General features: G+C 39.9%; 23 protein-coding genes. 12 read left to right on the forward strand and 11 right to left on the reverse strand.

Going from position 1 to position 25,031, the window contains the following annotated elements; all coding sequences use genetic code 11:
- Position 1: 1 nt before the first annotated feature.
- Positions 2–526 (reverse strand): GNAT family N-acetyltransferase, encoded by a 525-nt coding sequence (locus tag IL356_RS11440; protein ID WP_121848880.1) that lies wholly within the window; start codon positions 524–526, stop codon positions 2–4.
- Positions 520–1,296 (reverse strand): diaminopimelate epimerase, encoded by a 777-nt coding sequence (gene dapF, locus IL356_RS11445; protein ID WP_121848879.1) that lies wholly within the window; start codon positions 1,294–1,296, stop codon positions 520–522. The genes IL356_RS11440 and dapF overlap by 7 nt, the downstream gene beginning before the upstream one ends.
- A 193-nt stretch (positions 1,297–1,489) precedes the next feature.
- Here dapF and IL356_RS11450 point away from each other — a divergent pair, with 193 nt between their 5' ends.
- The 9 genes from IL356_RS11450 (at position 1,490) to IL356_RS11490 (ending at position 11,939) form a co-directional block, all read left to right on the forward strand.
- Positions 1,490–2,881, forward strand: coding sequence for a S1C family serine protease (locus IL356_RS11450; RefSeq protein ID WP_121848878.1), 1,392 nt, complete (start codon positions 1,490–1,492; stop codon positions 2,879–2,881).
- Positions 2,882–3,131: 250 nt separating this feature from the next.
- Positions 3,132–3,758, forward strand: a complete 627-nt coding sequence (locus tag IL356_RS11455; RefSeq protein WP_121850693.1) for a tRNA (guanine-N1)-methyltransferase — start codon at positions 3,132–3,134, stop codon at positions 3,756–3,758.
- Positions 3,759–3,793: 35 nt separating this feature from the next.
- Positions 3,794–4,237 (forward strand): GNAT family N-acetyltransferase, encoded by a 444-nt coding sequence (locus IL356_RS11460; protein ID WP_121848877.1) that lies wholly within the window; start codon positions 3,794–3,796, stop codon positions 4,235–4,237.
- Positions 4,238–4,257: 20 nt separating this feature from the next.
- On the forward strand, positions 4,258–4,932 hold the full coding sequence (gene trmD, locus IL356_RS11465; protein WP_121848876.1) for a tRNA (guanosine(37)-N1)-methyltransferase TrmD: 675 nt from the start codon (positions 4,258–4,260) through the stop codon (positions 4,930–4,932).
- 125 nt (positions 4,933–5,057) lie between these two features.
- Positions 5,058–5,408 (forward strand): 50S ribosomal protein L19, encoded by a 351-nt coding sequence (gene rplS / locus IL356_RS11470; protein ID WP_121848875.1) that lies wholly within the window; start codon positions 5,058–5,060, stop codon positions 5,406–5,408.
- A gap of 726 nt (positions 5,409–6,134) precedes the next feature.
- Positions 6,135–8,354 carry an NADP-dependent isocitrate dehydrogenase gene (locus IL356_RS11475; protein WP_121848874.1) on the forward strand — a complete coding sequence of 740 codons (2,220 nt, stop codon included), beginning with the start codon at positions 6,135–6,137 and terminating at the stop codon, positions 8,352–8,354.
- Between the two features lie 110 nt (positions 8,355–8,464).
- A complete protein-coding gene (locus tag IL356_RS11480; protein WP_121848873.1) occupies positions 8,465–10,840 on the forward strand; it encodes a TonB-dependent receptor in 2,376 nt (791 codons plus the stop codon).
- Between the two features lie 5 nt (positions 10,841–10,845).
- On the forward strand, positions 10,846–11,679 hold the full coding sequence (locus IL356_RS11485) for a DUF4249 family protein (RefSeq protein ID WP_121848872.1): 834 nt from the start codon (positions 10,846–10,848) through the stop codon (positions 11,677–11,679).
- 23 nt (positions 11,680–11,702) lie between these two features.
- On the forward strand, positions 11,703–11,939 hold the full coding sequence (locus IL356_RS11490; RefSeq protein WP_121848871.1) for a DUF6095 family protein: 237 nt from the start codon (positions 11,703–11,705) through the stop codon (positions 11,937–11,939).
- Positions 11,940–11,951: 12 nt separating this feature from the next.
- Here the strand turns inward: IL356_RS11490 and IL356_RS11495 are convergent, their stop codons facing one another.
- Positions 11,952–12,638, reverse strand: coding sequence for a DUF4294 domain-containing protein (locus IL356_RS11495; RefSeq protein ID WP_121848870.1), 687 nt, complete (start codon positions 12,636–12,638; stop codon positions 11,952–11,954).
- A 104-nt stretch (positions 12,639–12,742) separates the two neighbouring features.
- Here IL356_RS11495 and IL356_RS11500 point away from each other — a divergent pair, with 104 nt between their 5' ends.
- Positions 12,743–13,831, forward strand: a complete 1,089-nt coding sequence (locus IL356_RS11500; protein ID WP_121848869.1) for a M42 family metallopeptidase — start codon at positions 12,743–12,745, stop codon at positions 13,829–13,831.
- A gap of 32 nt (positions 13,832–13,863) precedes the next feature.
- The gene (locus IL356_RS11505) at positions 13,864–14,412 is read left to right on the forward strand and encodes an NUDIX hydrolase (protein WP_121848868.1); all 549 of its coding nucleotides are present in this window, start codon (positions 13,864–13,866) and stop codon (positions 14,410–14,412) included.
- A gap of 6 nt (positions 14,413–14,418) precedes the next feature.
- Here IL356_RS11505 and IL356_RS11510 read toward each other — a convergent pair whose 3' ends face one another.
- The 7 genes from IL356_RS11510 to rpsF form a co-directional block, all read right to left on the reverse strand.
- A complete protein-coding gene (locus tag IL356_RS11510) occupies positions 14,419–15,111 on the reverse strand; it encodes a ZIP family metal transporter (RefSeq protein WP_121848867.1) in 693 nt (230 codons plus the stop codon).
- Positions 15,112–15,221: 110 nt separating this feature from the next.
- A complete protein-coding gene (hisS, locus tag IL356_RS11515) occupies positions 15,222–16,607 on the reverse strand; it encodes a histidine--tRNA ligase (protein WP_121848866.1) in 1,386 nt (461 codons plus the stop codon).
- 84 nt (positions 16,608–16,691) lie between these two features.
- The gene (locus IL356_RS11520; RefSeq protein ID WP_121848865.1) at positions 16,692–17,162 is read right to left on the reverse strand and encodes a DUF6495 family protein; all 471 of its coding nucleotides are present in this window, start codon (positions 17,160–17,162) and stop codon (positions 16,692–16,694) included.
- A gap of 63 nt (positions 17,163–17,225) precedes the next feature.
- Positions 17,226–20,384, reverse strand: coding sequence for a TonB-dependent receptor (locus IL356_RS11525; protein WP_121848864.1), 3,159 nt, complete (start codon positions 20,382–20,384; stop codon positions 17,226–17,228).
- Between the two features lie 96 nt (positions 20,385–20,480).
- Positions 20,481–20,933, reverse strand: coding sequence for a 50S ribosomal protein L9 (rplI, locus tag IL356_RS11530; RefSeq protein ID WP_121848863.1), 453 nt, complete (start codon positions 20,931–20,933; stop codon positions 20,481–20,483).
- A 12-nt stretch (positions 20,934–20,945) separates the two neighbouring features.
- A complete protein-coding gene (gene rpsR, locus IL356_RS11535) occupies positions 20,946–21,242 on the reverse strand; it encodes a 30S ribosomal protein S18 (RefSeq protein WP_121848862.1) in 297 nt (98 codons plus the stop codon).
- A 5-nt stretch (positions 21,243–21,247) separates the two neighbouring features.
- Complete coding sequence (gene rpsF / locus IL356_RS11540) at positions 21,248–21,586, reverse strand: 30S ribosomal protein S6 (protein WP_121848861.1); 339 nt, start codon at positions 21,584–21,586, stop codon at positions 21,248–21,250.
- Between the two features lie 232 nt (positions 21,587–21,818).
- On the opposite strand from rpsF, the gene IL356_RS11545 reads away from it, so the two are divergent.
- Positions 21,819–22,511, forward strand: a complete 693-nt coding sequence (locus IL356_RS11545) for a LytR/AlgR family response regulator transcription factor (protein WP_121848860.1) — start codon at positions 21,819–21,821, stop codon at positions 22,509–22,511.
- A 53-nt stretch (positions 22,512–22,564) separates the two neighbouring features.
- On the opposite strand, the gene priA is transcribed toward IL356_RS11545, so the two are convergent.
- On the reverse strand, positions 22,565–25,021 hold the full coding sequence (priA, locus tag IL356_RS11550) for a replication restart helicase PriA (protein WP_121848859.1): 2,457 nt from the start codon (positions 25,019–25,021) through the stop codon (positions 22,565–22,567).
- Between the last annotated feature and the right edge of the window lie 10 nt (positions 25,022–25,031).

Genomic DNA, 25,031 nt, shown 5'->3' on the forward strand with positions numbered 1-25,031 from the left:
GCTAATTATTTAATTTTTGAAATAAAATTTCATTCTTGAAACGCCCTTGTGAATATATCCAATCTTTTTTAACGCCAATCTTTTGAAATCCCTTTTTACCAAAAAGGTGAACACTTGGGAGGTTGTCTTCCAACACATTAGCAAATAACTGCCTTAAATCGAGTACCGAAAATGCATAATGGCACACAAGTTCAATAGCCTCACCCCCTACTCCTTTGTTTCTTTCTGCCTTTTCCAGAACAATCAACCCCAAACCGGCACGTCTGTGCTTAGGGTCAAAATCGAATAAATCGATCAGCCCGATAACCTTATGGTCATGCTTGCAAATGCACAACCTGAGTTGTTTTGCCTCAAATATATCTTTGTGGGCATTCTCTAGGTATTGCCTCAATATAAATTTGGAATAGGGAGCGGTAGTTCCGCTAATTTCCCAGACATCGCCGTTATTTTCTAGCTCGTAAAGAAAATCAAGATCTTCAGGCTCTAAGGCACGTAAAAAAATATTTTCTCCTTGTAATTTTAGCATTCTATCTGTCCGCTAAAAACCTGGTCAGCGGGTCCGCTCAGGTATATATCTCTATAGGTATCGCCATCTTTCTTAAACCGGACCGACAATTCGCCACCTTGCGCCTTCACAAAGACTTCGTTTGCTGAAGTCTGATTTTGATAATGCATGGCCAAAGCTGCTGCGGTTACCCCTGTACCACAAGACAAGGTTTCGTTCTCGACCCCACGCTCGTAAGTTCTGACCGCGAAGGTGTCGGCCTTCAACTTTTCTACGAAATTGATATTGCTTCCGGTCTTACCGTAAAGTCCGAATCGCAATTTTTTTCCTTCATTGAAAACATCAAAGCTATCGACATTACCAACCAATTGCACATGATGAGGCGAACCCGTATCTAGAAAAACGTAATTCGGTTTTGTCTTAATATCTGAGAGGTCTTGCATTTGCAAACTCACTAGATTGCCATTGATGGTTGCTTGATGCAATCCGTCCGCAGCATTAAAAGTGGTCTTGTCATCTATTATTCCCAAAAATTTGGCGAAAGCGACGGTACACCTACCTCCGTTTCCACATAAGGAGCCTTCATGACCATCGGCATTATAATATACCATTCGAAAGTCTGAAGTCTCGTCATTTTCCAATAGAATCAATCCATCCGCACCGATACCAAACCTACGGTCACAAAGAAAAGAGACCAATTTGTTATCGCTTTTTGGAAACTCCAATGACCGATTGTCTATCATGACAAAATCGTTACCGGTACCCTGATATTTATAAAATTTGAGAATCATAGCTTATTCATAAGCTCACAAATATAAGATATTAAACCTATAGAATTCTTGCGAACACCATTAGAAACAGGTGTTTTGCAAGACACTGATTAAGATTATTTTAGCAGTTAAAAAGTCGTTAAAGCCATTTTAATCCTATCACAAAAAAAGTAATTTTAACATTTGAAAGAAAACTAAACATTTTTATTGCAGGATGAAGAATATAACAAATACCTTTCTAACCGCTCTTTTTGCCGGTGCCATTACTTTAGGTGCCTACAAAATGTTCTTTGAAAAGCCCAATTACATTGTTTCAGAAAATGCCGACCAGCCTGTTTTCAATACAAGTTTCACCCCCACCTCGGCCAAGGGTGCAGGTATTAATGAAGTAGATTTTACGGTTGCTGCAGAAACGACCGTAAACGCTGTGGTTCACGTAAAAAATGTATCGATGAGCAGGGGCTCCAATAGCTATCTGGATTTCTTCTACGGCCATGGAGGCAATGCTAAACCTCAGGTAGGAACTGGTTCCGGTGTGATCATTTCGCAAGATGGGTACATCGTGACGAACAATCACGTTATCGATAATGCCGATCAACTACAAGTGATGCTCAATAATAATAAGGTATATGATGCAGAATTAATAGGAACCGACCCCAATTCAGATATTGCTCTTATCAAAATCGAAGCGGACAGGTCTTTACCCTATTTGGCTTTTGGTGATTCCGACAATGTTAAGGTCGGAGAATGGGTCTTGGCAGTAGGTAACCCCTTTAGCCTTACATCTACCGTTACCGCTGGTATCGTAAGTGCCAAGGCACGTAATCTGGGCAAGATAGACCAGTCATTTATTCAGACAGATGCGGCCGTTAACCCTGGTAATAGTGGTGGGGCTTTGGTGAACACCAATGGCGATCTGATAGGTATCAATACCGCCATCACGTCTCAAACAGGATCTTATGTTGGTTATTCTTTTGCCGTACCAAGCAATATTGCCAAAAAAGTGATTGACGACATTCTAGAATACGGCAACGTACAAAAAGGTATTTTGGGCATTAACGCGGCGCGCGCCAATACACCCTATGCGATACAAAAAGGAATCAATCAAATAGAAGGGGTTTACATTTCGGGGATAGAGGAAGATACTGGTGCGGAAGAGGCTGATTTACGGGAAGGTGATGTCATCAAACAAATCGATGATATTAAAATCAGAAAATTTGCCGACCTCACTGGCTACCTTTCATCAAAAAGACCCGAAGACACGGTGCAGGTAACCATCAATAGAAATGATGATCTCATAACCGTTCCTGTAATATTGAAGAAAAGACAGGTTATTACGGTACCTAATATGGGTCTTGAAATAAAAAACCTCTCTGAGGATGACAAAAAGAAATTCCGTACCAAAAAAGGAGTGAAAGTTGTGGGTGTGCCAGAAATTTATCGAGGTTATGGTCTAGATGGTAAAGTATTGCTCTCACTTGATGATGAAGAGATCAATGATATTGAAGAGGCCAAGGTATTATTCGGAAGAATTTCCCGAAGAGGCCGAACAATAATAACCATGATCAATGAGAAGGGTGAAAGAGAACGACTTATTTTCCAATAAAACACACAGAACAGTGCCTCTAACCGAGGCACTTTCTTTTACAGGACAATAGCGCTTCCTCAAAACTCAGACTACTTTACCTTCTAAAAAGGAGGCATTATAATTACCTTTAAATGAGTTATTTCGTTGGCAAATCTATCGTAATACGGATGGCCTAAAGTGAACCTTGTAATCGATTTTTTTTCTTAATTAATATTATTCAATTACTTTAGCTCCCTCTAATTCATTAACTCCAAAGATGCATTTGAACATGAAAGGTTATAGACTACTGCTACTTGCTACGGCATTGCTTACTTTCAACCTACAGTTTGCACAAGAAGAGCAAGCAACTCCAGAAGAAGAGTTGTCATTGGAAAACGGTTCTATCGATAGCCAATTCGAGTTTGTTTACCAAAAATCAGGTAACTACAGAGCCGATGGCAAGAGATATGAGGTCGTTAGAACAATTTCTCTCGATAAACTTAAGCAAAACGTTCTCGACACCCTTAATAGTTATAATAAAAGGGAAGCGGAACTAAAACAAACCATTACCGGGCATGAATCGACCATTACTTCATTGAATGGTAAACTAGAAGAGACAACCAATAATCTTGCTGCAGTTACCGAAGAGAAAGACAGTATGTCATTCTTGGGTATCATGGTATCTAAAAGTACGTACAATGGTATTCTATGGACAGTGATCGGTTGCCTTTTGGTTCTTTTATTGTTCTTCATTTACAAGTTCAGAAACAGTAACATTCTTACTCAAGAAGCCAAAACGAATTTGTCGGAGCTTGAAACGGAATATGAAGATCATAGGCGTCGGGCCCTTGAACGTGAACAGCGTATTAGCAGGCAGCTTCAAGATGAAATCAATCGATATAAAAAACAAAAATAAAGCTCCTTTCGGAGCTTTTTTCTTAAACGACCCTCATGGCCATTATCATCAGAGCAGAGCGAGAACATTTAGCCGATTTGGCGACCTTGTTTGATGCCTATCGTGTATTTTATGGTCAACAGGCAGATGAAGAAAAAGGATTGAAGTTTCTAACGGAACGTTTCTTAAATGATGAATCAATTGTTCTTCTGGCATACGAAAATGAGACGGCCGTGGGCTTCACCCAGTTATATACCACCTACTCAAGCGTTTCATTACAATCACAATTTATTTTAAATGATTTGTACGTAAAACCCGAATTTAGAAAAAGGGGTGTTGGTGAATTGCTATTGCAATCGGCCAAAGAACTCTGCCAAGAAAAAGGCTTTAAAGGCTTGTCTTTGGAAACTGCCAACGATAACCCTGCGCAAAAGTTATATGAAAAATTAGGATGGAAAGCAGAATCTGACTTTATCCATTATTTCTTTAAATCTCATTAGTAGTTTTTTAATTTGCTTGTATGCGAATCGATATAATTACCGTTTTACCCGAATTGCTAGAGAGCCCTTTTAACGCCTCCATTCTAAAGCGCGCTATCGAAAAGGATCTTGTCGAGGTTCATTTTCACAACCTCCGAGATTATACCGACAACTCTTACAAGCAAGTTGACGATTATCAATATGGAGGTGGGGCAGGAATGGTTCTTATGATCGAACCCATAGATAAATGCATAAGCTCTCTACAAAAAGAGCGAATTTATGATGAAGTCATTTATATGACCCCTGATGGCCATACGTTGAACCAAAGAATGGCCAATTCATTATCCCTCAAGGAAAATATCATTATTCTCTGTGGACATTATAAAGGGGTTGATCAAAGGGTAAGGGACAAATTTGTAACCAAAGAAATTTCAATAGGCGACTATGTGCTTTCAGGTGGCGAATTGGGCGCGGCCGTGCTATGTGATGCCGTTATTAGACTTATTCCAGGGGTTCTCAATGATGAGACCTCGGCCCTTACCGATACTTTCCAAGACAACCTTTTGGCCCCTCCCGTTTATACCCGACCAGCGGAATACAAAGAAATGAAGGTACCAGATGTTCTTTTGACCGGCAACTTTGCCAAAATAGAAAAATGGCGAGAAGAGCAGGCCCTTGCACGTACGCAAGAGCTAAGACCCGACCTGTTGGAATAAAACCGGTCAAAAAAATCATAATTTTACTTGTAGATTCTATTATATAGACTAATTTTGCAACCTGTTAAATCAACCTCTGACGAGAATCGTGAATGTTGGTCTACGATAAACCATAAATTTTTATCATGGAAGCATTGTTAAAATTCGTTGAAGACGAGTTTGTTGCAAAAAAAGAATTCCCAAAGTTTTCAGCTGGTGACACTATCACCGTTTATTACGAAATTAAGGAAGGTGAAAAAACTAGAACCCAGTTTTTTAGAGGGGTAGTTATTCAACGTAGAGGTACAGGTGCTACCGAAACTTTTACTATTCGTAAAATGTCAGGTACAGTTGGTGTAGAGCGTATCTTTCCAATCAACATGCCTGCACTACAGAAAATTGAAGTTAATAAAAAAGGTAAAGTACGTAGAGCTCGTATCTTCTACTTTAGAGGCCTTACAGGTAAAAAAGCACGTATCAAAGAGGTACGTTCTTAAGACTTACCCAATAAATATTCAATCCCCTATTGATTTAATCAGTAGGGGATTTTTGCGTTATGAACAATTGTTAATTTCGATTGTTTATAATTGGTTGATTATAAATGTGTTAAAATTAATACTGTAGTTAAAATATTACGTATATTTATATCACGGTTAAAGTAATAATCTGTCGAAGATTTAAATGGAAACCGTTATAAAGTCAACGTTCTTTATATTGTTGTTTTAGCCTAGTGAAAATGAAGGTAATTCAAAATTGACGCAAAGATGGCGAGCATAGGTTCATTAAACTGTCGTTTTTTGAAACTGTTATGTGGGTGTACTTACCAACCATAAATTGACCTAGAGTCAATATGGTTGCTCTTAAGATCATCAAAACAACGAGAAGAGAAGCCAAAATGCCAAAGATATAGTCGAGAGCACAGAGGTGGAACAAACGTGGAAATAGTAATGCAAACGCAATCAATGGTTGCCGACTCTGAGAAATAGGGTGCGAAAGGTTTGATAGCTATTTCTAAAAAGCCATATCAATGTATTTATACAATGATATGGCTTTTGTTTTTTAATTACTTCCGAGCTAACCAAGGCATAGTCTTACCATCTTTTTTGAATTTTTCGTAATTCATGTACTTCGATACCTTTAATGTTATGGCTTTTTAACTTTTGGGCAGTAACACAACAAAAAATGGTATATTTGCTCCGCTTTAAATTAAACTCCAATTATTGATGTCGAAGATATTTTATACGAAGACCGACGAAGCTCCAGCTTTGGCGACACAATCTTTTTTACCTATAGTAAAAGCTTTTTCAAAAACTGCTGATGTAACCATTGAAACCAAAGACATTTCTTTGGCCGGTAGAATTATAGCCACTTTTCCCGATTTTTTGAATGAAAGCCAGCAAATTTCCAATGATTTGGAAGAATTAGGTGAGCTGGCTAAAAAACCCGAGGCCAACATTATTAAACTACCGAATATTAGTGCTTCGATTCCTCAATTAAAGGAAGCTATTAGCGAGCTTCAGAAAAAAGGGTATGCCCTACCCGATTATCCTGATAGCCCTAGCAATGAAAAAGAACAAGATATCAAATCTCGATACGATAAAATTAAGGGTAGTGCCGTTAACCCTGTTTTACGTGAAGGTAATTCGGATCGTAGGGCGCCAAGAGCGGTAAAAAATTATGCCAAGCAAAACCCCCATTCAATGGGTGCTTGGAGTGCTGATAGCAAAACCCATGTAGCTACTATGGGCAAAGGCGACTTCAAGAGCAATGAAAAGTCTTTAACCACTGATGCAGCAACAAAAGTTAAGATAGTTCTTAAGGGCCAAGATGGTTCAGAACAGATTCTAAAAGATGGTATTTCTTTACTCAAGGGTGAAATCATTGATGCCACTGTGATGCGTAAAGCGGCTTTGACCGAATTTTTAAAAGAGCAGGTCAAAGATGCCAAAGATAAAGGTGTTCTGTTTTCTTTGCATATGAAGGCAACCATGATGAAGGTTTCAGACCCCATCATTTTCGGCCATGCAGTTGAAGCTTATTTTGCAGATGTTTTTGAAAAATATAGTGAAGACTTTAAGTCTGTTGGAATTAGTTCTAATGATGGTTTAGAAAATTTATTTGCCAAACTTGGTAATCTTCCTTCCGATAAAAAGCAACAGATTGAGGCTGATATCAAGGCTACTATTAAAAATGGTCCTGATTTGGCGATGGTGAACTCAGATAAAGGTATTACCAACCTACACGTGCCTAGCGATATCATCATTGATGCTTCTATGCCAGCCATGATCAGAAATTCTGGCCAGATGTGGAACAAAGATGGTCAACCGCAAGACACCAAGGCTATTATACCTGATAGTAGTTACGCCGATGTCTACACGGCCACTATCGATTTCTGTAAAGAAAACGGTGCTTTTGACCCGACGACCATGGGTACAGTACCCAATGTTGGATTGATGGCCCAAAAGGCTGAGGAATACGGTTCTCACGACAAAACCTTTGAAATCGGTACTTCCGGTAAAGTTGAAGTTATCGATAGCGGTTCGAACGAAGTATTGATTCAACATGAAGTTGCCGAAGGTGATATTTGGCGTATGTGCCAAGTAAAAGATGCCCCTATTCAAGATTGGGTGAAATTGGCGGTCACAAGAGCGAAAGCTACCCAAGACCCAGCGGTTTTCTGGTTAGATGAAAATCGAGCTCATGATGCCGAATTGATCAAAAAGGTAAATGTGTACCTTAAAGACTACGATACTACAGGTCTTGTGATTAAAATTCTATCACCTAAAAAGGCAACAGAATACACCTTACAGAGAATGAAAGAAGGTAAAGATACCATCTCGGTATCCGGTAATGTTCTTCGTGACTACTTGACCGACCTTTTCCCGATTCTAGAAGTAGGTACTAGTGCCAAAATGCTTTCCATCGTTCCTTTAATGAATGGTGGTGGATTGTTCGAGACCGGCGCAGGTGGTTCGGCACCAAAACACGTAGAACAATTTTTGGAAGAAGGTCACTTAAGATGGGACTCTCTTGGTGAGTTCTTGGCACTGGGAGTTTCTTTGGATTTCTACGGAGAGAAAAACGATAATTTGAAAGCAAGAGTCCTTGGTGATGCTTTGGATAGTGCTACCGAAAAATTCTTGATCAACGACAAATCTCCTTCCAGAAAAGTGATGGAAATCGATACTCGAGGAAGTCACTTCTATCTGGCTCTATATTGGGCAGAGGCATTGGCAAAGCAAGATAAAAGTGCCGAATTGAAACAGGCCTTCACAAAGATATATGATGCCATGAGCGAGAATGAAGATAAAATCGCCGCGGAACTAATTGCGAGCCAAGGCAGTTCAAAAGATATTGGCGGTTATTACATGCCAGACTCAGAAAAAGTAGCTTCGGCCATGCGCCCAAGCGAAACTTTGAACTCCATATTAGATAGCATCTAAAAAATAATATTTCATATGAAAAGCCCTCTAATAACTTAGAGGGCTTTTTTTGGTCCTATTTTTATTTTCTTCTTGCCCATTTCTATCTATTTTTAAAGAAAAATTGCTTAATGGCTCCCTATTATAAGCTAGCCTTATTTATTAGTCTTTTCTCATTTTCTATAACCTTCGCACAAGACAAATTCACTTTAAGCGGAACAGTATCGGAAGCTTCAAGCAATGAAACCCTAATCGGTGTCACTATTGTCATTCCTGAATTGAAAACGGGGGTGACCACCAATGAATATGGTTTTTACTCTATAACCCTACCACAAGGCGAGTACCAAGTTCAAATCAGTTATTTGGGCTTTAAAGAGGTTCAACAGACCATCGTTTTATCAGAAAACAAAAAATTAAATTTTCGTTTAGAAGAGTCGGCCGAAGAGCTTGAAGAAGTTGTCGTTACAGAAGATGTTGAAAAAATTAGTATACGAAAGCCGCAAATGAGCGTCAATGCCATGTCGGCCGAAACAATAAAAAAAATACCCGTAATTCTCGGTGAAGCCGATGTAATCAAATCAATCTTGCTACTACCAGGAGTAACAAATGCGGGCGAGGGCGCCTCAGGGTTCAACGTTCGGGGCGGTGCCGTCGATCAAAACCTTATTTTGCTAGATGAGGCTACCATTTTTAATTCTTCTCACCTTTTCGGCTTTTTCTCCGTTTTCAATCCCGATGCCATTAAAGACTTAAAACTATACAAAGGGGGAATTCCGGCAAGGTACGGCGGTCGCGTTTCATCGGTGTTGGATATTTTTCAAAAAGAGGGCAATAGTAAAGATTTCAAGGTTAATGGAGGCATAGGTGCGGTTGCCAGTAGGTTATTGCTCGAAGGCCCTATCATTAAAGACAAAGCCGCTTTTTTGATTGGGGGCAGGGCCTCGTATGCACATCTTTTCTTGCCGCTTTTTGACGTTGACAATACCGCCTATTTTTATGATCTCAACACCAAAATAAATTTTAATCTGAACGATAGAAATAGTATTTATTTGTCAGGTTACTTCGGTAGGGATGTTTTGGGCATTAGCGAAAGCTTTGTAAATACCTACGGTAATGCCGTCGGTAACTTTCGTTGGAACCATCTTTTTTCAGATAAATTATTTTCGAATTTATCATTGATCTATTCCGATTACTATTACGGACTTAAGCTTGATTTTGTTGGGTTTAATTGGAATTCAGGTATTCAAAACTTTAATGTCAAATACGACCTGAAGCACTACGTAAATGACAAATTACAGGTGAACTACGGGCTTAATAATATTTACTATCGATTTAATCCCGGTAAAATCGAACCCAGTAATTCAGATTCGGGCATAGTTGAAGAACAACTGATTCAAAAGTATGCCAATGAATTTGCTGCTTATATTGATGTTGAGCATGACCTTACCGATAATCTCAGTATCAATTACGGGCTGCGTTTCAGTAATTTCATTCGTTTGGGCCAAGACGAACTTAATGTCTATGCAAATAATAATCCTGTAGATTTCGACCCCGATTTACTAATTTATCGAGAAGCCAATCCTTTAGAAACAAGAACTTCCTCACGCAAAGAAAGTCTAGCTACCTATAATAACTTTGAACCTAGATTTTCTTTGGCATATTCCTTAAATGAAAGCAACTCCTTTAAAGCCAGTTACACTAGGTTGGCGCAATACCTACATCTTTTGTCGAACACCAGCTCCCCTACTCCTTTAGATGTTTGGACACCCAGCGGACCTTTTGTAAAACCGCAATTACTGGATCAATATGCCTTTGGCTATTTTAAAGAATTGATGGAAGGCGATTATTCAATTGAAACTGAATTTTTTTATAAGGATATTCAAAATAGAATTGACTACATAGATGGTGCGAATTTGATTGCCAACGATGCTATAGAACAAGTAATTCTCAACGGGGAAGCACGCGCCTATGGGTGGGAATTTCTCTTGAAAAAGAACGAGGGCAGATTTCAAGGTTGGTTAGCCTATACCCTTTCTAAATCTGAACAGCGTACTCCTGGCCGTACACTCAACGAAACTGGTATTAACAATGGTAACTGGTACAATACCCCATACGACAAGACACACGACCTGTCTTTATATGGTAGTTACCAATTGAATTCAAAATGGAGCTTTAATTCTAACTTCGTGTTCCAGACGGGGCAACCGACCAACTACCCTGTGGGTCAATATAAGTTTCAGGGCTTGTCGGTACCTTATTACGGCGCACGTAATGAAGAAAGATTACCTACTTACCATAGGCTAGATCTTTCCGCTAATCTGAATCCCGATAAAAATAAGAACAGAAAATGGCAAGGTGAATGGGTTTTTAGCCTTTACAATGTATACAATCGTAGAAACGCCGCCTCTATCAATTTTAGCAGAAACCCAGACACACGACAAAACGAAGCGGTTCGTACAAGTATTTTCGGAATTGTACCCGCCGTAACCTACAACTTTAAATTTTAGAAAAAATGAGGAAGTACTTACTTATCATACCGGTGCTTTTTCTAATTACCTCTTGTGAAGATGTAGTAGAAATAGATACCCCTACCGAGCCTCCACGCCTATTTGTAGATGCTGTTATTCGTGTTGATACCGAGATGGAAATGACCAATGTATCGTTCACCGTAGGCGAAACCAGTAACTTTTTTGATGAACCACAACCGGCAGAGTTGAGTGAAATTCATATAACGAACATTGGTTACGAAAGCAACGACGCCGAAGACACTAACATCTTGGTTCTCACGCAAACTACTCCGGGGCAGTATGAAGGTTCAAAAAATACTTCCTTTTTTACAGATGGAAATGAACTACAATTAAGAATTGATTATAACGGGGTTATTTATTCCGCAACAACGAATTACGTGCCCACATCGCCGATTAGTCGTCTGGAACAAGGTGAGGGAAGTCTTTTCACAGGCGATGAGACTGAAATACTCATTTCTTTTACCGATAGCCCAGATAGAGACGATTACTACTTGTTTGATTTTGATTTCAATGAGTACCTGGTCTCCGAAGATGAATTCTATCAAGGTCAACCCTTCGAGTTTTCCTATTTTTATGATGATGGGGTGCAACCCGGCATGGAAGTACAAATTAGTCTCATTGGTGTAGATGAGCCTTTTTTCAATTATATGAACCAAGTCATCGTTCAATCCGGTGGAGACCAAGGGCCCTTTCAAACACCATCAGCGACGGTTAGAGGTAATATCTTAAATGTTTCCGATGAAAACGGTACCGATAATTTTGCCCTGGGTTACTTTGCTGTTTGCCAAACGTATACCCAATCCATAACCATAGAATAGCTCTTAATTACAATCACGGCTTTATGAAAACCGATAAAGAACTTTTGGTCAAGGGGATAAAATTTTTGGCATATACCCTGGTACTCATGTTCATGGCTCCGGTTGTTTTGTACCAGGCGTTTAAAAACCAAGAAAACATATTGTTCTGGCCTGTACTCATAATCGGCCTTGTCTTGGCCGTAGGCGCCATCGCAATGGGCTTTTACAGTATTAAGGTACTATTGGATTCGCTATTTGGACCCGGAAAGAAAAAAGATTGATTCTTGCGCGGATCACTTCTCCCTTTTACCGCTCAAAGTCCACTTATTGCTCAGTTGGGCATAATCATAATCCAAAACCGATTCTTGCCTCTCCAATTGATAAGCGGCGAAAGCCCTTTGAAGAATATCTTCGATTAAATAGTCTTCATGCACTTGATCGGGGTGAAACTCCTCTTTTAAACTGATACTGAACATGCTGGCCGTGGTATTGTACCAAAAGGCACGCCAACCGCTTCTTAGCTCCTTCACCAAATCAAAAGCCGTTTCGCCGGTCTGTCGGTAGATTAGTTTCACAAGTATTTGACCTTCGGTTCTAGTAAGCTTTTTAAGCTCTTCAGAAAACTCTTCCTCAATATACTTTTGAACTTTTTTAGTATATCTTTTTTGTTGACGCTTTTTAGTGATTTTTGAAATACTATCGTTAAGCTCAACCAATCTTTCAGCCGCCAATTTTGCATAAGGGTAAACCTTTAAGGTCTTTCTTCTTAAAATATAATATTTGAGTTTTTCTTTATAGGAGCCGAATTTTAATCGCCCAAAGAGATAGACTTCATCAAGATCGATAGAGCTTCTAAAAATAGAATCTCCCTCTACAATAATCATTTTTTCGGCTACGGAATCTAACGGTTCCTCCTGAATTTGAGCGTTGACCGACAAAAAACAGCAAATCAAAAAAAGAAAAATCGTAGTTTTTTTCATAGCGCATCTAAATGCAAAAGTCCTGCCAAAATTAACGATAATTAGTAGTGCTTATTATTAATTAAAAGTGAATATTGCTAAGTTTGTAAGTAAATCAATTTTAAATGGCTAACAAGAAAATTATAACGAAAAAGTCACTGGAGTTTTTCGAAAAATATTTGAACAATGCTTCCCCGACCGGTTACGAATGGGAAGGTCAGAAAATATGGATGGAGTATCTAAAACCATATGTCGATACCTTCATTACCGATACCTATGGCACTGCCGTAGGGGTCATCAATCCCGATGCGAAATATAAAGTGGTCATCGAGGGGCATTCCGATGAAATCTCGTGGTATGTCAACTATATCACCGATAACGGCCTTCTTTATGTCATCAGAAATGGTGGAAGCGACCATCAAATCGCGCCCTCAAAATGGGTCAACATACATACCAAGAATGGGGTGGTAAAAGGCATTTTTGGCTGGCCGGCCATTCATACCCGCGATAAGTCAAAAGAAGAACCGCCCAAACTAGACAACATCTTTATCGATGTCGGTGCGAAGGATAAAGAAGAAGTCGAAAAAATGGGGGTTCATGTGGGGTGTGTAATTACCTACCCAGATGAATTCAATATCTTAAATGAAGATAAATTCGTTTGCAGGGCAATCGACAACCGTGCTGGTGGTTTTATGGTCGCCGAAGTGGCTCGACTGCTGCACGAAAACAAGAAGAAACTTCCTTTTGGACTTTATATAACAAATTCTGTTCAAGAAGAAATAGGTCTGCGTGGGGCAGAAATGATTACCCAAACCATTAAACCCAATGTTGCCATCATAACCGATGTTTGCCACGATACGACCACACCGATGATTGACCAAAAAACACAAGGTCATACTGAAATTGGTTCTGGACCTGTGATTTCATATGCTCCCGCGGTTCAAAATAAATTAAGGGAACGCATTATTGAGACGGCAGAAGCCAAGAAGATACCTTTTCAGCGTATGGCGGCTTCAAGGGCGACCGGTACCGACACAGACGCTTTTGCCTATAGCAATGGCGGTGTAGCCTCGGCCCTTATCTCATTGCCGTTGCGTTACATGCATACCACGGTAGAAACAGTTCATAAAGACGATGTGGAAAATGTGATTCGTCTGATTTATGAAACGCTCTTGAATATAAAAGAAGGTGAAACCTTCAGCTATTTCGATTAACAAAACCGCCCTCCAATGGAGGGCTTTTTTATATGGACGAACTTATTGACATTCTCGACAAGTCTGGAAACAAAACGGGTAAAACGGCCATGAAATCTGAGGCCCACAAAAACGGTTGGTACCACGAATCGGTGCATATATGGTTTTATACCAAAGCAGGACAAGTGTTGATTCAGCAAAGGGCAGCAAACAAAGATACGCACCCACTACTTTGGGACGTATCTGTCGCGGGGCATATTGGCGCAGGTGAAAAAATCGAAACTTCTGCGGTACGAGAAGTAAAAGAAGAAATCGGTCTTGAAATCGAAGAGCAGAGTTTAGAAAAAATAGGAGTTCACGAGTCGTTTCACCAACATTCACCTACCCTCATAGATAATGAGTTCAATCATATATTTATTTGTGAACTTTCAGTACCCTTCAATCAACTTCAAAAACAAGAAAGTGAGGTAAACGACCTAAAATTGATACCCCTCATCACTCTTGCACAAGAAACTTGGGGATTGGCTCAAGTCCAGAAATATGTCAAACACGGCGCCGCTTATTACAAGATGGTATTAAGTGCTATCAAAGAGCGGCTTTAACCTAAGCTACTCGCCCAATGTACTCAGGTACATTGCCAAAATCAAACCTATGGCCGTGGCAATACCCGACCAATATTTATCTTTTTTATAGGATTCGGGAAATACCTCAAGTGCCAAAGAAGCAGTGACCGCCCCGCCGGCAAAACATTTTAAATATCCTAAAATATCTTTAGGCACGTCTGTTAAGAGGTAATATCCTATAAGGGATGCTGCCGATAGAAGAAGGGCGGTAGCACACCATAACCATAGAACTTTTTTCTTAGAATTGTTCCCGGCCATTTCTTTAGCACCTCCGGCAGCTTCTGGTAGATTGGAAAGTAATATTGAACCGGACAAAGCGGCGACCGATAATAGGTCAGCCCCTATCAGAGCTACACCAAGCGCTAAGTTCTCTGGAATACCATCCAAGGTAATAGCAGCTAATAAACCACCTCCACTTTCAGAACCCCACTTCTTTTTCACTAGGTAATCCAGTCCCGTGAAAGTTGCCGCCCCTACGAAAACAGATATGAATGCATAAAGTGCATTATATTTTTCGACAGCAGGGTAAATTAATTCCATAACCGCAGAAACCAAAAGGGCTCCACCTGCCAAGGCCACCAAAAAACCTTCAGTTCTTTTCGATAAGCGGCCATAGATGCCCCAGATAGCACCGAAAGCCAATGCGGCCGATACAATTGCAATGACGAGAATAAACATATTCTGAGTTCTTTGTTTTTAGCTAATCAATCTAGAGTACACCTAGATATATTAACTAATGCAAAGTAAGGAACACCCATACGGTATTACGCCTTCAAGCAAAATAGAAATTAATTCAATTGAAGAGATTGAATGAAATTATCAGGATTGCTCAAAAGATGGGTTTCCTGACTGCCTTGGGTCATGTTTTTAACTACAAATTCACCATTTTCCAATTCCTGCTCTCCAATCAAAATTACATAGGGAACATTTCTATTGTTGGCGTATTTAAACTGCTTTTGAATCTTGGTATCTGAAGGATAAATATCTGCCTTAATCCCGGCGTCACGAAGTTGATTGATCAATTTCAAAGCACGCAATGATTCTTTCTCACCGAAGTTTAGACATAGAACTTGCAATGATTGGTCTATAGCTTCGGGAAACAATCCTAATTCCTCTAGTACCAAATAGATGCGATCCAATCCAAAAGATATGCCTACACCGCTAACATCCTTCAAACCGAAAATACCCGTGAGATCATCATATCGTCCGCCACCTCCGATTGAACCCATTTTCACGCCCGAAGGAGCAGCCACCTCAAGTATCGCGCCCGTATAATAATTTAAGCCTCTGGCCAAAGTAACATCTATCGATAAGATGGCCGATTTCAGACCACTGTCGGCAACCGATTCTATAATAAAACGTAATTCATCAACACCCTTTGAGCCTATTTCCGATTCTTTTAATAAAGTATCGAGAGCATTCAGTTGCTCTATATTGCTACCGGACAAATGAAAAAGGGGTTCTACTTTAGAAATGGCCTCATCGGTCAGACCTCGTTCTTTCATTTCTTTCTTGACCCCGTCTACCCCTATTTTATCCAACTTATCAAGTGCTACGGTAAAATCGATTAAAAGGTCTTGCGCACCAATTACTTCGGCGATTCCGGAAAGTATTTTTCTATTGTTCAATTTAATGGTGACACCTTCCAATTTTAAGTCTGTAAAAACGGCATCGTACAATTGTACCAATTCAACTTCTTGTAGTAATGAATTGGCCCCGACCACATCGGCATCACATTGATAAAATTCACGAAAACGACCTTTTTGGGGTCTATCCGCTCGCCAAACCGGCTGTATCTGATATCGTTTAAAAGGAAAATCAATCTCATTTTGGTGCATCACCACGTAACGCGCAAATGGTACCGTAAGATCGTAGCGTAATGCCTTTTCAGAAATTCTAGGAGTAATCAAACTAAAATTTTTAGCTTCATAGGTACCTTCATCAACCTTACTTAAAAAATCTCCCGAGTTCAATATTTTAAAAATCAAGCGGTCACCTTCATCGCCGTATTTACCCATTAGGGTCTCAGAATTCTCAAAGGAAGGAGTTTCAATGGGCTGAAAGCCAAAAGTTTCAAATCGCTTTCGTACGATATCAAAAATATAATTGCGCTTTTGTACTTCTGAAGGTGCAAAATCTCTCGTACCTTTTGGTATGCTTGGTTTTTGGGCCATTAAATCTATAGTTGTGGGAGTAACCTTTTAATCGGTTCAAAGACCGATTCCGGTACGTAAGATGAATAATTGACAAATATGCGTCTAATTGATGATTTTATCAAACCATTGAAACAATTCACCCTTAGTGATAACCGCACCTTGCTGAATCAATTGAAACTTATCTAGGTTCTTATCCTCTGAATATGCTTTGGAGGCGGTCAGGTATTCTACAAAATCGGACTGCCAGTTCTTTTTGAACCAAGCAAACCCTTCTTTTGAAGTTAAATTAATCTCTGGGTTCATAACTTTTACCGATAAAAGTTTCATTTCTTTATCGGTTAAATGAAAAAGGTGCATTTGTTGGGTAGAAACATTCTCAAGGTATTCTACTTTACTGAGCACACCTTCCCAGACCAAATCACTAAAAACATCTATTTCATCTTCGGCAACCTGAGGTTTGTTCTCTTTGATATCGGACCACTCTTCAGCGGTGATCGATTGGGTGGCCAAAAAGTTGATAAACTCTGGGTGAAGTTCCTCTAATTGTTGTTTTGTTAGCCTTGTATATTTCATCCGGCAAAAATAAAAAGGCCATACGAAATGTATGGCCTAATTCTCAATATTCTTATGATCTATTTAAAAAATATAGCGTAAACCGAACTGAATTTGCCAACGCGAAAGTAAACTAGAGTCATAAACAAAACTGTCGGTCAATCCGGTATTGAATGTATAGGTCGGTTCGCTGGTAGCGGGATCAACGGTCACCGAAAGTGGGTTAGGCGTATTAGGTTGTTGCACGAGACCCCAATCGCTGTTCAAAAGGTTACCGAAATTCAAAATATCCATACTAAATTGTATCGTGTGCACTTTCTCATCGGTCACATTCAATCGGTAATCTTGAAGTAATTTCACATCCCATTTACCCCTCCAAGGAGCTAAGGCGCCATATCTATCAAAATATTCACCTCTATGGTCGCTCATATAGTCGTCTTGTTGAATGAAATTTTCGAAGGCTTGAGCTTGTCCGGCTCCTGAAAACTGCATTTGTTGAACTTCGGCCTCCGTAGGAATGTAAAGAAGGTCATTGTTCTGAAAAGAGCTATCATTGTTTAAATTGCCGGCATAGGTATAGTTGAACCTTCCTCCTTGTGCATATTCAAAGAAGGTCGAGATAGTGGTAGACCATTTATCATTTCCATATACGAATTGTTTGGATCCCACGCCGATAAACCTATGCGTGTCACCATATTTTGAATAAGACAGAACATCTGCATTCGCGTTTCCATAGTTCGGGTTGAAATCAAAAGCGTCACCCGTAATCTCGGCTTCGATGGAGTTGACATCTTTTGCATTTAGGTAATTGTAGGCCAAGCTTGTGTAAAGGCCGTTATCCCAGTTTCTTTGGGCCTTTAAAGAAGCATTCCATATTCTGCCCTTATCGGAATTGGTAAAAACATACCCGTTGTTACCTTTATCCGAATCGGCATAAATGGGTCTGTTATCACCGGGGGCATTCAATGTCAAAGTTGGATTTCTCAAGCCCCAGTTTTGCACGTGGGCTCCATTTATATCCTTGGTATAAGAGACATCAGCAGTCAAAATGATACCGTTATCGAGTCGGTGGTCGGCACCAATATTCGTACGCCATACTTGCGGCCATTTAAAGTCTGGATCCACAATTTGGTAGAAGAACGAATCTAGACCCTGCACCTGATTACCCAACCAAACAAAAGGGAAACGACCAGTAAAAACCCCGCTTCCACCTCTTATCTGAGTGGTTTGGTTTCCATTTAAATCCCAATTAAAACCAACCCTAGGCGAAATTAGGAAATCGTTGCTGGGCAGGGTTTCCGAGTCCAATTGAGTCTCTTGATTCGATTGCGGATTGAAATAAGAAATCGAAGGGTCGAAGGTAAAGGGCTTACGAGCGATATTCTCGCGAATTTTATCTTGGGTATCAAAATACAAAGGCTTATCTAACCGAACACCATAGGTCAATTTAAAATCGGAGGTTACGTTCCAATCATCTTGTACATAAATAGAGAATTGGCCCACATTGGTTTCCGCCAAGGCCCATCCGCCTTCATTACCTTCGCCTGCTGCATTGCTGTTGTCGAAGATGTTCTGGGCATTTGCCAGAGCAGCAGCCAACGTACCATCAGTAATATCGGTTTGAAAGGCTGCCAAACTCGGGTATGCCGCAAAGGCACCCACCTCTTGTACGAAATCGCCATCTTCATCATAACCATAGGCACCTAAGTTAAAGGAATTATCAAACTGAAATTTTTCCAATGAGGCACCGATTGTTAGCGTATGGTTACCCAAAAAGTAATTGAAGTTATTGGTTACCTGAAAGACCTTTTGATCTAATCTATTGTTGATGGAAAAAGGCTCATGACCTGCTATGATATAATTGCTTCCTGCACCATCTTGAATAGTTATGGCAGGTATGGGGGCCGATAATGCATTACGATAATCATCGAAATGTGAGTAACCCACTTGAAGTTTATTGGTGGCGTTATCACCAAAAGTTGAATTCAGCTCTAATTGTACCGATTGCAAATTATTGTTGATTTCATAGCCGCTGTTTTCAAATTGTAACACTTGAAAACTTGGTCCTCTAATACCCAAGGCAGTCGGGTGTGCGGGTTTTTCTTTTGAAGCACTAAGAAAGTTATATATCAATGCCAATCGGTGGTCGCTATTTACGTTCCAGTCAAGTTTAAGGATACCTTTGGTGGATTCCGCTCCATAAGTAAATCCTTGATAGCGACCTGTGTCATAACCTAATCCAGCAAGGGAGTTTTGAACGGTTATAAGATCACCCTCCGTAACCCTAGATTCATTTATAGCGCCAGAACCTGTATTTGGAACCCAACCATTAGAACCAAGGTCATCTCTCTGATCACGTTCGAAATTGGCAAAAAAGAAAAGCTTGTTCTTAACTACAGGCCCACCGATACTTATGCCATATTGATTTTGCTTAAGGTCGGGCTTCACTACGTCTTCGCCTTTTATTCTACCACCCGTCAAGTCTTCATTTCTAAAGAAGCCATATACGGTACCGTGAAATTCGTTGGTACCACTTTTGGTCACCGCATTTACGGTAGCACCGGTAAATCCGGATTGGGTTACATCGTAGGGCGCCAACGACACTTGAATCTGGTCAATGGCATCTAGAGAGATTGGCTGTGATTCGGTTTGCCCACCTGGCGTTGGCGAATCGAGACCGAAAGGATTATTAAAAATGGCCCCGTCAAGAGAGAAATTATTGTATTGGTCATTTCTACCACCAAAAGAATTACCGGAAGATGAAGGTTCCAACCTTGTAAAATCTTGGGCCGATCGAGATATGGTTGGTAATCGAGTAAGTTCTCTTCTACCGACGCTTGTTTCTGCACCGGTACGGTCGCTTCCGAAAGTACCTCCCCTATCCGATATGACTACCACTTCATCAAGAGCCTGACTTTCGGTCTGCAAGAGCACATCTAAAGTAAAAGTTTTACCAAGTGTAAGGTTAATGTCTCCAATGAGTTGTTCTTTGAACCCTACATAAGAAATTGTTACTTCGTAGGGCCCGCCCACACGAAGGTTAAGAATCTTGAACAAGCCGTCTTCATTGGTTATTGCACCATAGGTAGTACCTGTTGGAGTGTGTATAGCTACGACATTTGCACCAAGCAAAGGTTGGTTTTGGTCGTCAACGACCGATCCCGACATGTTTGAAGTGGTTACTTGGGCATTTAAACCAAAGCAGAGCAGCAGTAGGCAAGTAATTAGATAATACTTTTTCATATTGATAGGTTTGAGTTAATTTACCGTGAAATTAAAACAAAAAAAAAGAGCTATGCGCGCATAGCTCTTTAAACTTATCAAATGAATATCAACCGCTTACTTCTGTTCTGGTATAACTTCAAAGTCAAACTGAATGTTTACCTCACGATGTAAACGAATGTCAGCAGTATAAGGCCCAGCCCTTTTGATGGCTCCACCTTTGATGCTGATAAACTTTTTGTCGATTTCATGACCATCTTTAGCCAAAACATCTGCCAAATCAGCAGAAGTTACAGATCCAAAAAGTTTGTCACCGGCGCCAACCTTAGCTGGAATCTTAACTTCCAACTTAGCCAAAGCGTCAGCTGTACTTTTTGCTGAATCAACAATTTTCTTCTCTTTATGGGCTCTTTGCCTTAAGTTCTCTTCAAGAACCTTTTTAGCCGAAGGTGTAGCCATAGTAGCCATACCTCTAGGTATCAGGTAATTTCTTCCGTAACCGTTTTTAACAGTTACGATATCGTCTTTAAAGCCCAAATGCTCTACGTCTTGCTTTAATATAAGTTCCATCTTGCCTTAAATTTATTTTAGTAGATCACCTACGTATGGCATTAAAGCCAAGTGACGTGCCCTCTTTACCGCTTGGGCCACTTTGCGTTGGTACTTCAAAGAAGTTCCGGTAAGTCGTCTTGGTAAAAGTTTACCTTGCTCGTTTACCAATTTGATCAAGAAATCAGGATCTTTATAATCGATATATTTAATACCTGATTTTTTGAAACGACAGTACTTCTTCTTAGTATTTGTCTCAATGTTCAATGGGGTCAAATAACGAATTTCCCCATCTTTTTTTCCTTTCGCTTGCTGTTGTAATGTTGCCATAATACTTACGCTTTAGCTTTTAACCTTGTTCTTCTTTTTTCAGCCCACTCGATGGCGTGCTTGTCTAATTTTACGGTCAAGAACCGCATTATCCGCTCATCTCTCTTGAATTCTTGCTCATAAGGAGCAATTACACTACCAGGTGCGGTGAACTCGAACAAATGGTAAAAACCACTTTTCTTGTGTTGTATGGCATAGGCCAATTTCTTCAGTCCCCAGTTTTCTTTAGAGACCATTTTGGCGCCATTGTTAATTAAGAAATCCTCGAATTTCTTAACTGTTTCCGCAATCTGGTCTTCAGAAAGCACGGGATTCAAAATGAAAACAGTTTCGTAATGGTTCATAAATGTATATTTTTTAGGAGCGCAAAAGTAATAATATTTATGACACTTCACAAGAAAAGAGAATTTTCTTCGTTATAGATGGGTAACCTTAAAAAATCGAACTTAACCAAATCTTAACCTATGGTCATTGCAAATTACACAGGAAATCGGACGAACTTTACAAGTTTACTTGTAGTTGAACGTCAATTTTTAGTATTTTGTCGATGATTTAACCCCACAAATCGACCCATTTATGAAATTAAGAAGTATTATTGTCGACGACTCGTCTATGCAGCGAATGGCGGTGGCAAAGTTGGTAAACAGTCATCCGAATTTGGCGATGGTGGCCGAATACAGCAATGCCATTGAAGCTAAAAACGGTATCAAAAACAACGAAATCGATTTGATTTTTCTTGATGTTGAGATGCCGATCATCAGTGGTTTTGACCTACTTGAATCACTAGAGAACCGTCCGCAGGTAATTTTGATTACCGGAAAACCTGATTATGCCCTAAAGGCATTCGATTATGATGTAACAGATTATCTTCACAAACCTATTACCATGGCCCGTTTCGATGCCTCTGTAAAAAGAGCTATCAACAAATACGAGCAAATGCACAAGGTTCAGGAAGACGAAGAGCATATATTCGTAAAAAGCAATCTGAAGAAAAGAAAGGTAATCTTAAACGATATCAAGTGGATAGAAGCCCTTGGTGATTATATCAAGTTGGTAACCGATGAGGCCAATATTGTAATCTTATCGACCATGAAGTCTTTTGAAAAGCAGTTGCCTCAAGATAAATTCTTGAGAATACATAAGTCATACATTGTCAACTTAGAGAAAATCGAGAAGTTCAACAGTAAAAATGTTGAGGTAAGCGGAAGATCGATTCCTTTAAGCAGGAACAAGAAAACAGAGTTGGCCGAAGCACTGAGCAACGTCTAAACTTTTACTCAGAATATAAATAAAAGCCTCGTTCATACGAGGCTTTTTTTATTCTATATATGATCTACATTATAAATCACCCTGACACTTCGGTATTGAGAAACCGCATTGAACGACTTTTCTATTCTTCGAATAGATGACTTAACCCCCGACACTGAAGTACCCTTAGGAATTTTGACCAAAATATGCTTCAGGTATTGATTGCGTATTCTTGCCACCGCCGGATACTCAGGACCTAGAACATTGCCGCCGAAACTGTTTCTCAGCGATTGGGCAAACCATTCGGCAGACTCGTTCAGGCGGTTATACTCTTTATGTTTAAAGGTTATCTTTATTATTCTATTCTTTGGTGGGTATTTATATTGTTCGCGCTCGTACAATTGTTCTTTGAACATACCCTCATAGTCGTTCACCGAAACTTGGTTTAAAATCTGATGATAAGGGTTGTAGCTTTGAACAATCACCTTTCCTCTTTTTTGGGTGCGCCCTGCCCTACCCGCTACCTGTGTCAATAATTGAAAACAACGCTCGTGTGCTCGAAAATCAGGAAAGTTTAATAAAGAGTCGGCATTCATAATACCTACTAAACTCACATTTCTAAAATCGAGTCCTTTGGTCAGCATTTGAGTACCCACCAAAATATCGACTTCTTGTTGTTCAAAGGCGTTTATGATTTTTTCATAACCATGTTTACCACGCGTGGTGTCAAGATCCATTCGGGCAACCTTTGCATCAGGAAACAACAATTCTATTTCTTTCTCTACTTGTTCCGTACCAAACCCTTTAGTATCCAAGGTTGGGCTTCCACAAGCTTGACAACTCTCTGGCAATGCCATGTGATGACCGCAATAATGACAACGAAGTTGTTTTCTAAATTGATGATAGGTCAAACTCACATCACAATTCGGGCATTGAGGTGAATGGCCACACGTGGTGCATTCGACAATAGGGGCATAACCCCTTCTGTTTTGAAACAGAATTACCTGCTCCCCTTCATTAAGAGCTTCCTCAATTTGCAGAAATAACCTTTCGGAAAAATGACCCTTCATCCTCTTTTTCCGTGACTGCTCTTTGAGGTCGACCAATTCGATGTCAGGCATTAAAACATTACCAAAACGACGTTTGATTTCCGCAAAGCCATATTTGCCTGTTTTGGCATTTAGATAACTTTCAATACTAGGTGTAGCAGACCCGAGTAAAACATCACTATTATGAAGCTGCCCCAAAACAATGGCCGCATCTCTTGCATGATAGCGTGGCGCTGGGTCAAACTGCTTAAAAGAACCCTCGTGTTCTTCATCAATGATTATTAGACCTAAATCGTTATAAGGTAGGAATAAAGCCGACCGTGCCCCTATTACTATTCTGGCCTTATTTTTATTGTTGAGTACGTTATTCCACACTTCAACACGCTCTTGCACATTGTATTTTGAGTGGTATACGGATACGTGTTCACCAAAATAATCTTGCAAACGTGCAATCAATTGGGTCGTCAAAGCTATCTCAGGAAGCAGATAGAGCACCTGTTTACCTGACTTGATACACTCATCTATCAATTTTACATATACCTCCGTTTTTCCAGAAGAGGTAACCCCATACAGCAATGCGGTCTTTTGCTCTTCAAAACTCCGGTTAATAGCCTTAAAAGCATCCTCTTGAAACTCATTGAGTTCTTTCAGTTCAGAATTTTCAGATTCCCCTTCATAATTGACCCGGTCTTTCTGAAAATAATACTCCTTTAAAATTTCCTTTTCAATCAGTGAGTTTATAACAGCTTTTGATGCCCCACTCTCCTTTTCCAGTTCAGATACCTTTACAGGCTTTCGGTGAACGGCCTGAAGCTGAAAAAGGGCCAACACCACTTGACTCTGCTTCGGCGCCCTTGTCAATGACTCTAAAAGAGATTCCAGTTTTTCTTCCTTTAGATACTCATCACCTAATTTCACATACTTTACCAGCTTCGGTTTATACTGCTCGTATATTTCTTCTTTAATTAGGATAATCTTCTTTTCCAGTAGGCGGTTGAGTACAGGCAAAATATTCTTTCTATCTACGATGGCACTAACTTCTTGTACTTTTAAGCTAGATTGATGTTGAAGTGCCTCATAAACCAAAAACTCATCGTCTTTTAACTCAGACTCATCTATTTCTTGATCGGAATTTTTAAGAATTAGCGTTTCACTTTCCAATAGTAAGGCACTCGGTAGAGCACTGCGAAAGACCTCGCCTATAGAGCACATATAATAATCGGCAATCCACTGCCAGTGTTTGAGCTGAAAGGTATTGACAATAGGAAAATCATCTAAAATGCGATCGACCTCTTTCGCCTCATATACTTGAGGGGCTTCGTTATGTATTCGGTAAACAAGACCTGTATAAATTTTAGACTTCCCAAACGGCACGGCTACCCTTACTCCGAGTTGTAACGCCTCGGCCTCAGAAGAAGTAACACTATAGGTAAACAGCCGTTCTAACGGAATGGGTAAGATTACGTCAACAAAAAAATCCATATAAAATTTG

Origin of the sequence: Euzebyella marina (assembly GCF_014855515.1) — a bacterium.
In the GTDB taxonomy this organism is placed as follows: Bacteria; Bacteroidota; Bacteroidia; order Flavobacteriales; family Flavobacteriaceae; genus Euzebyella; species Euzebyella marina.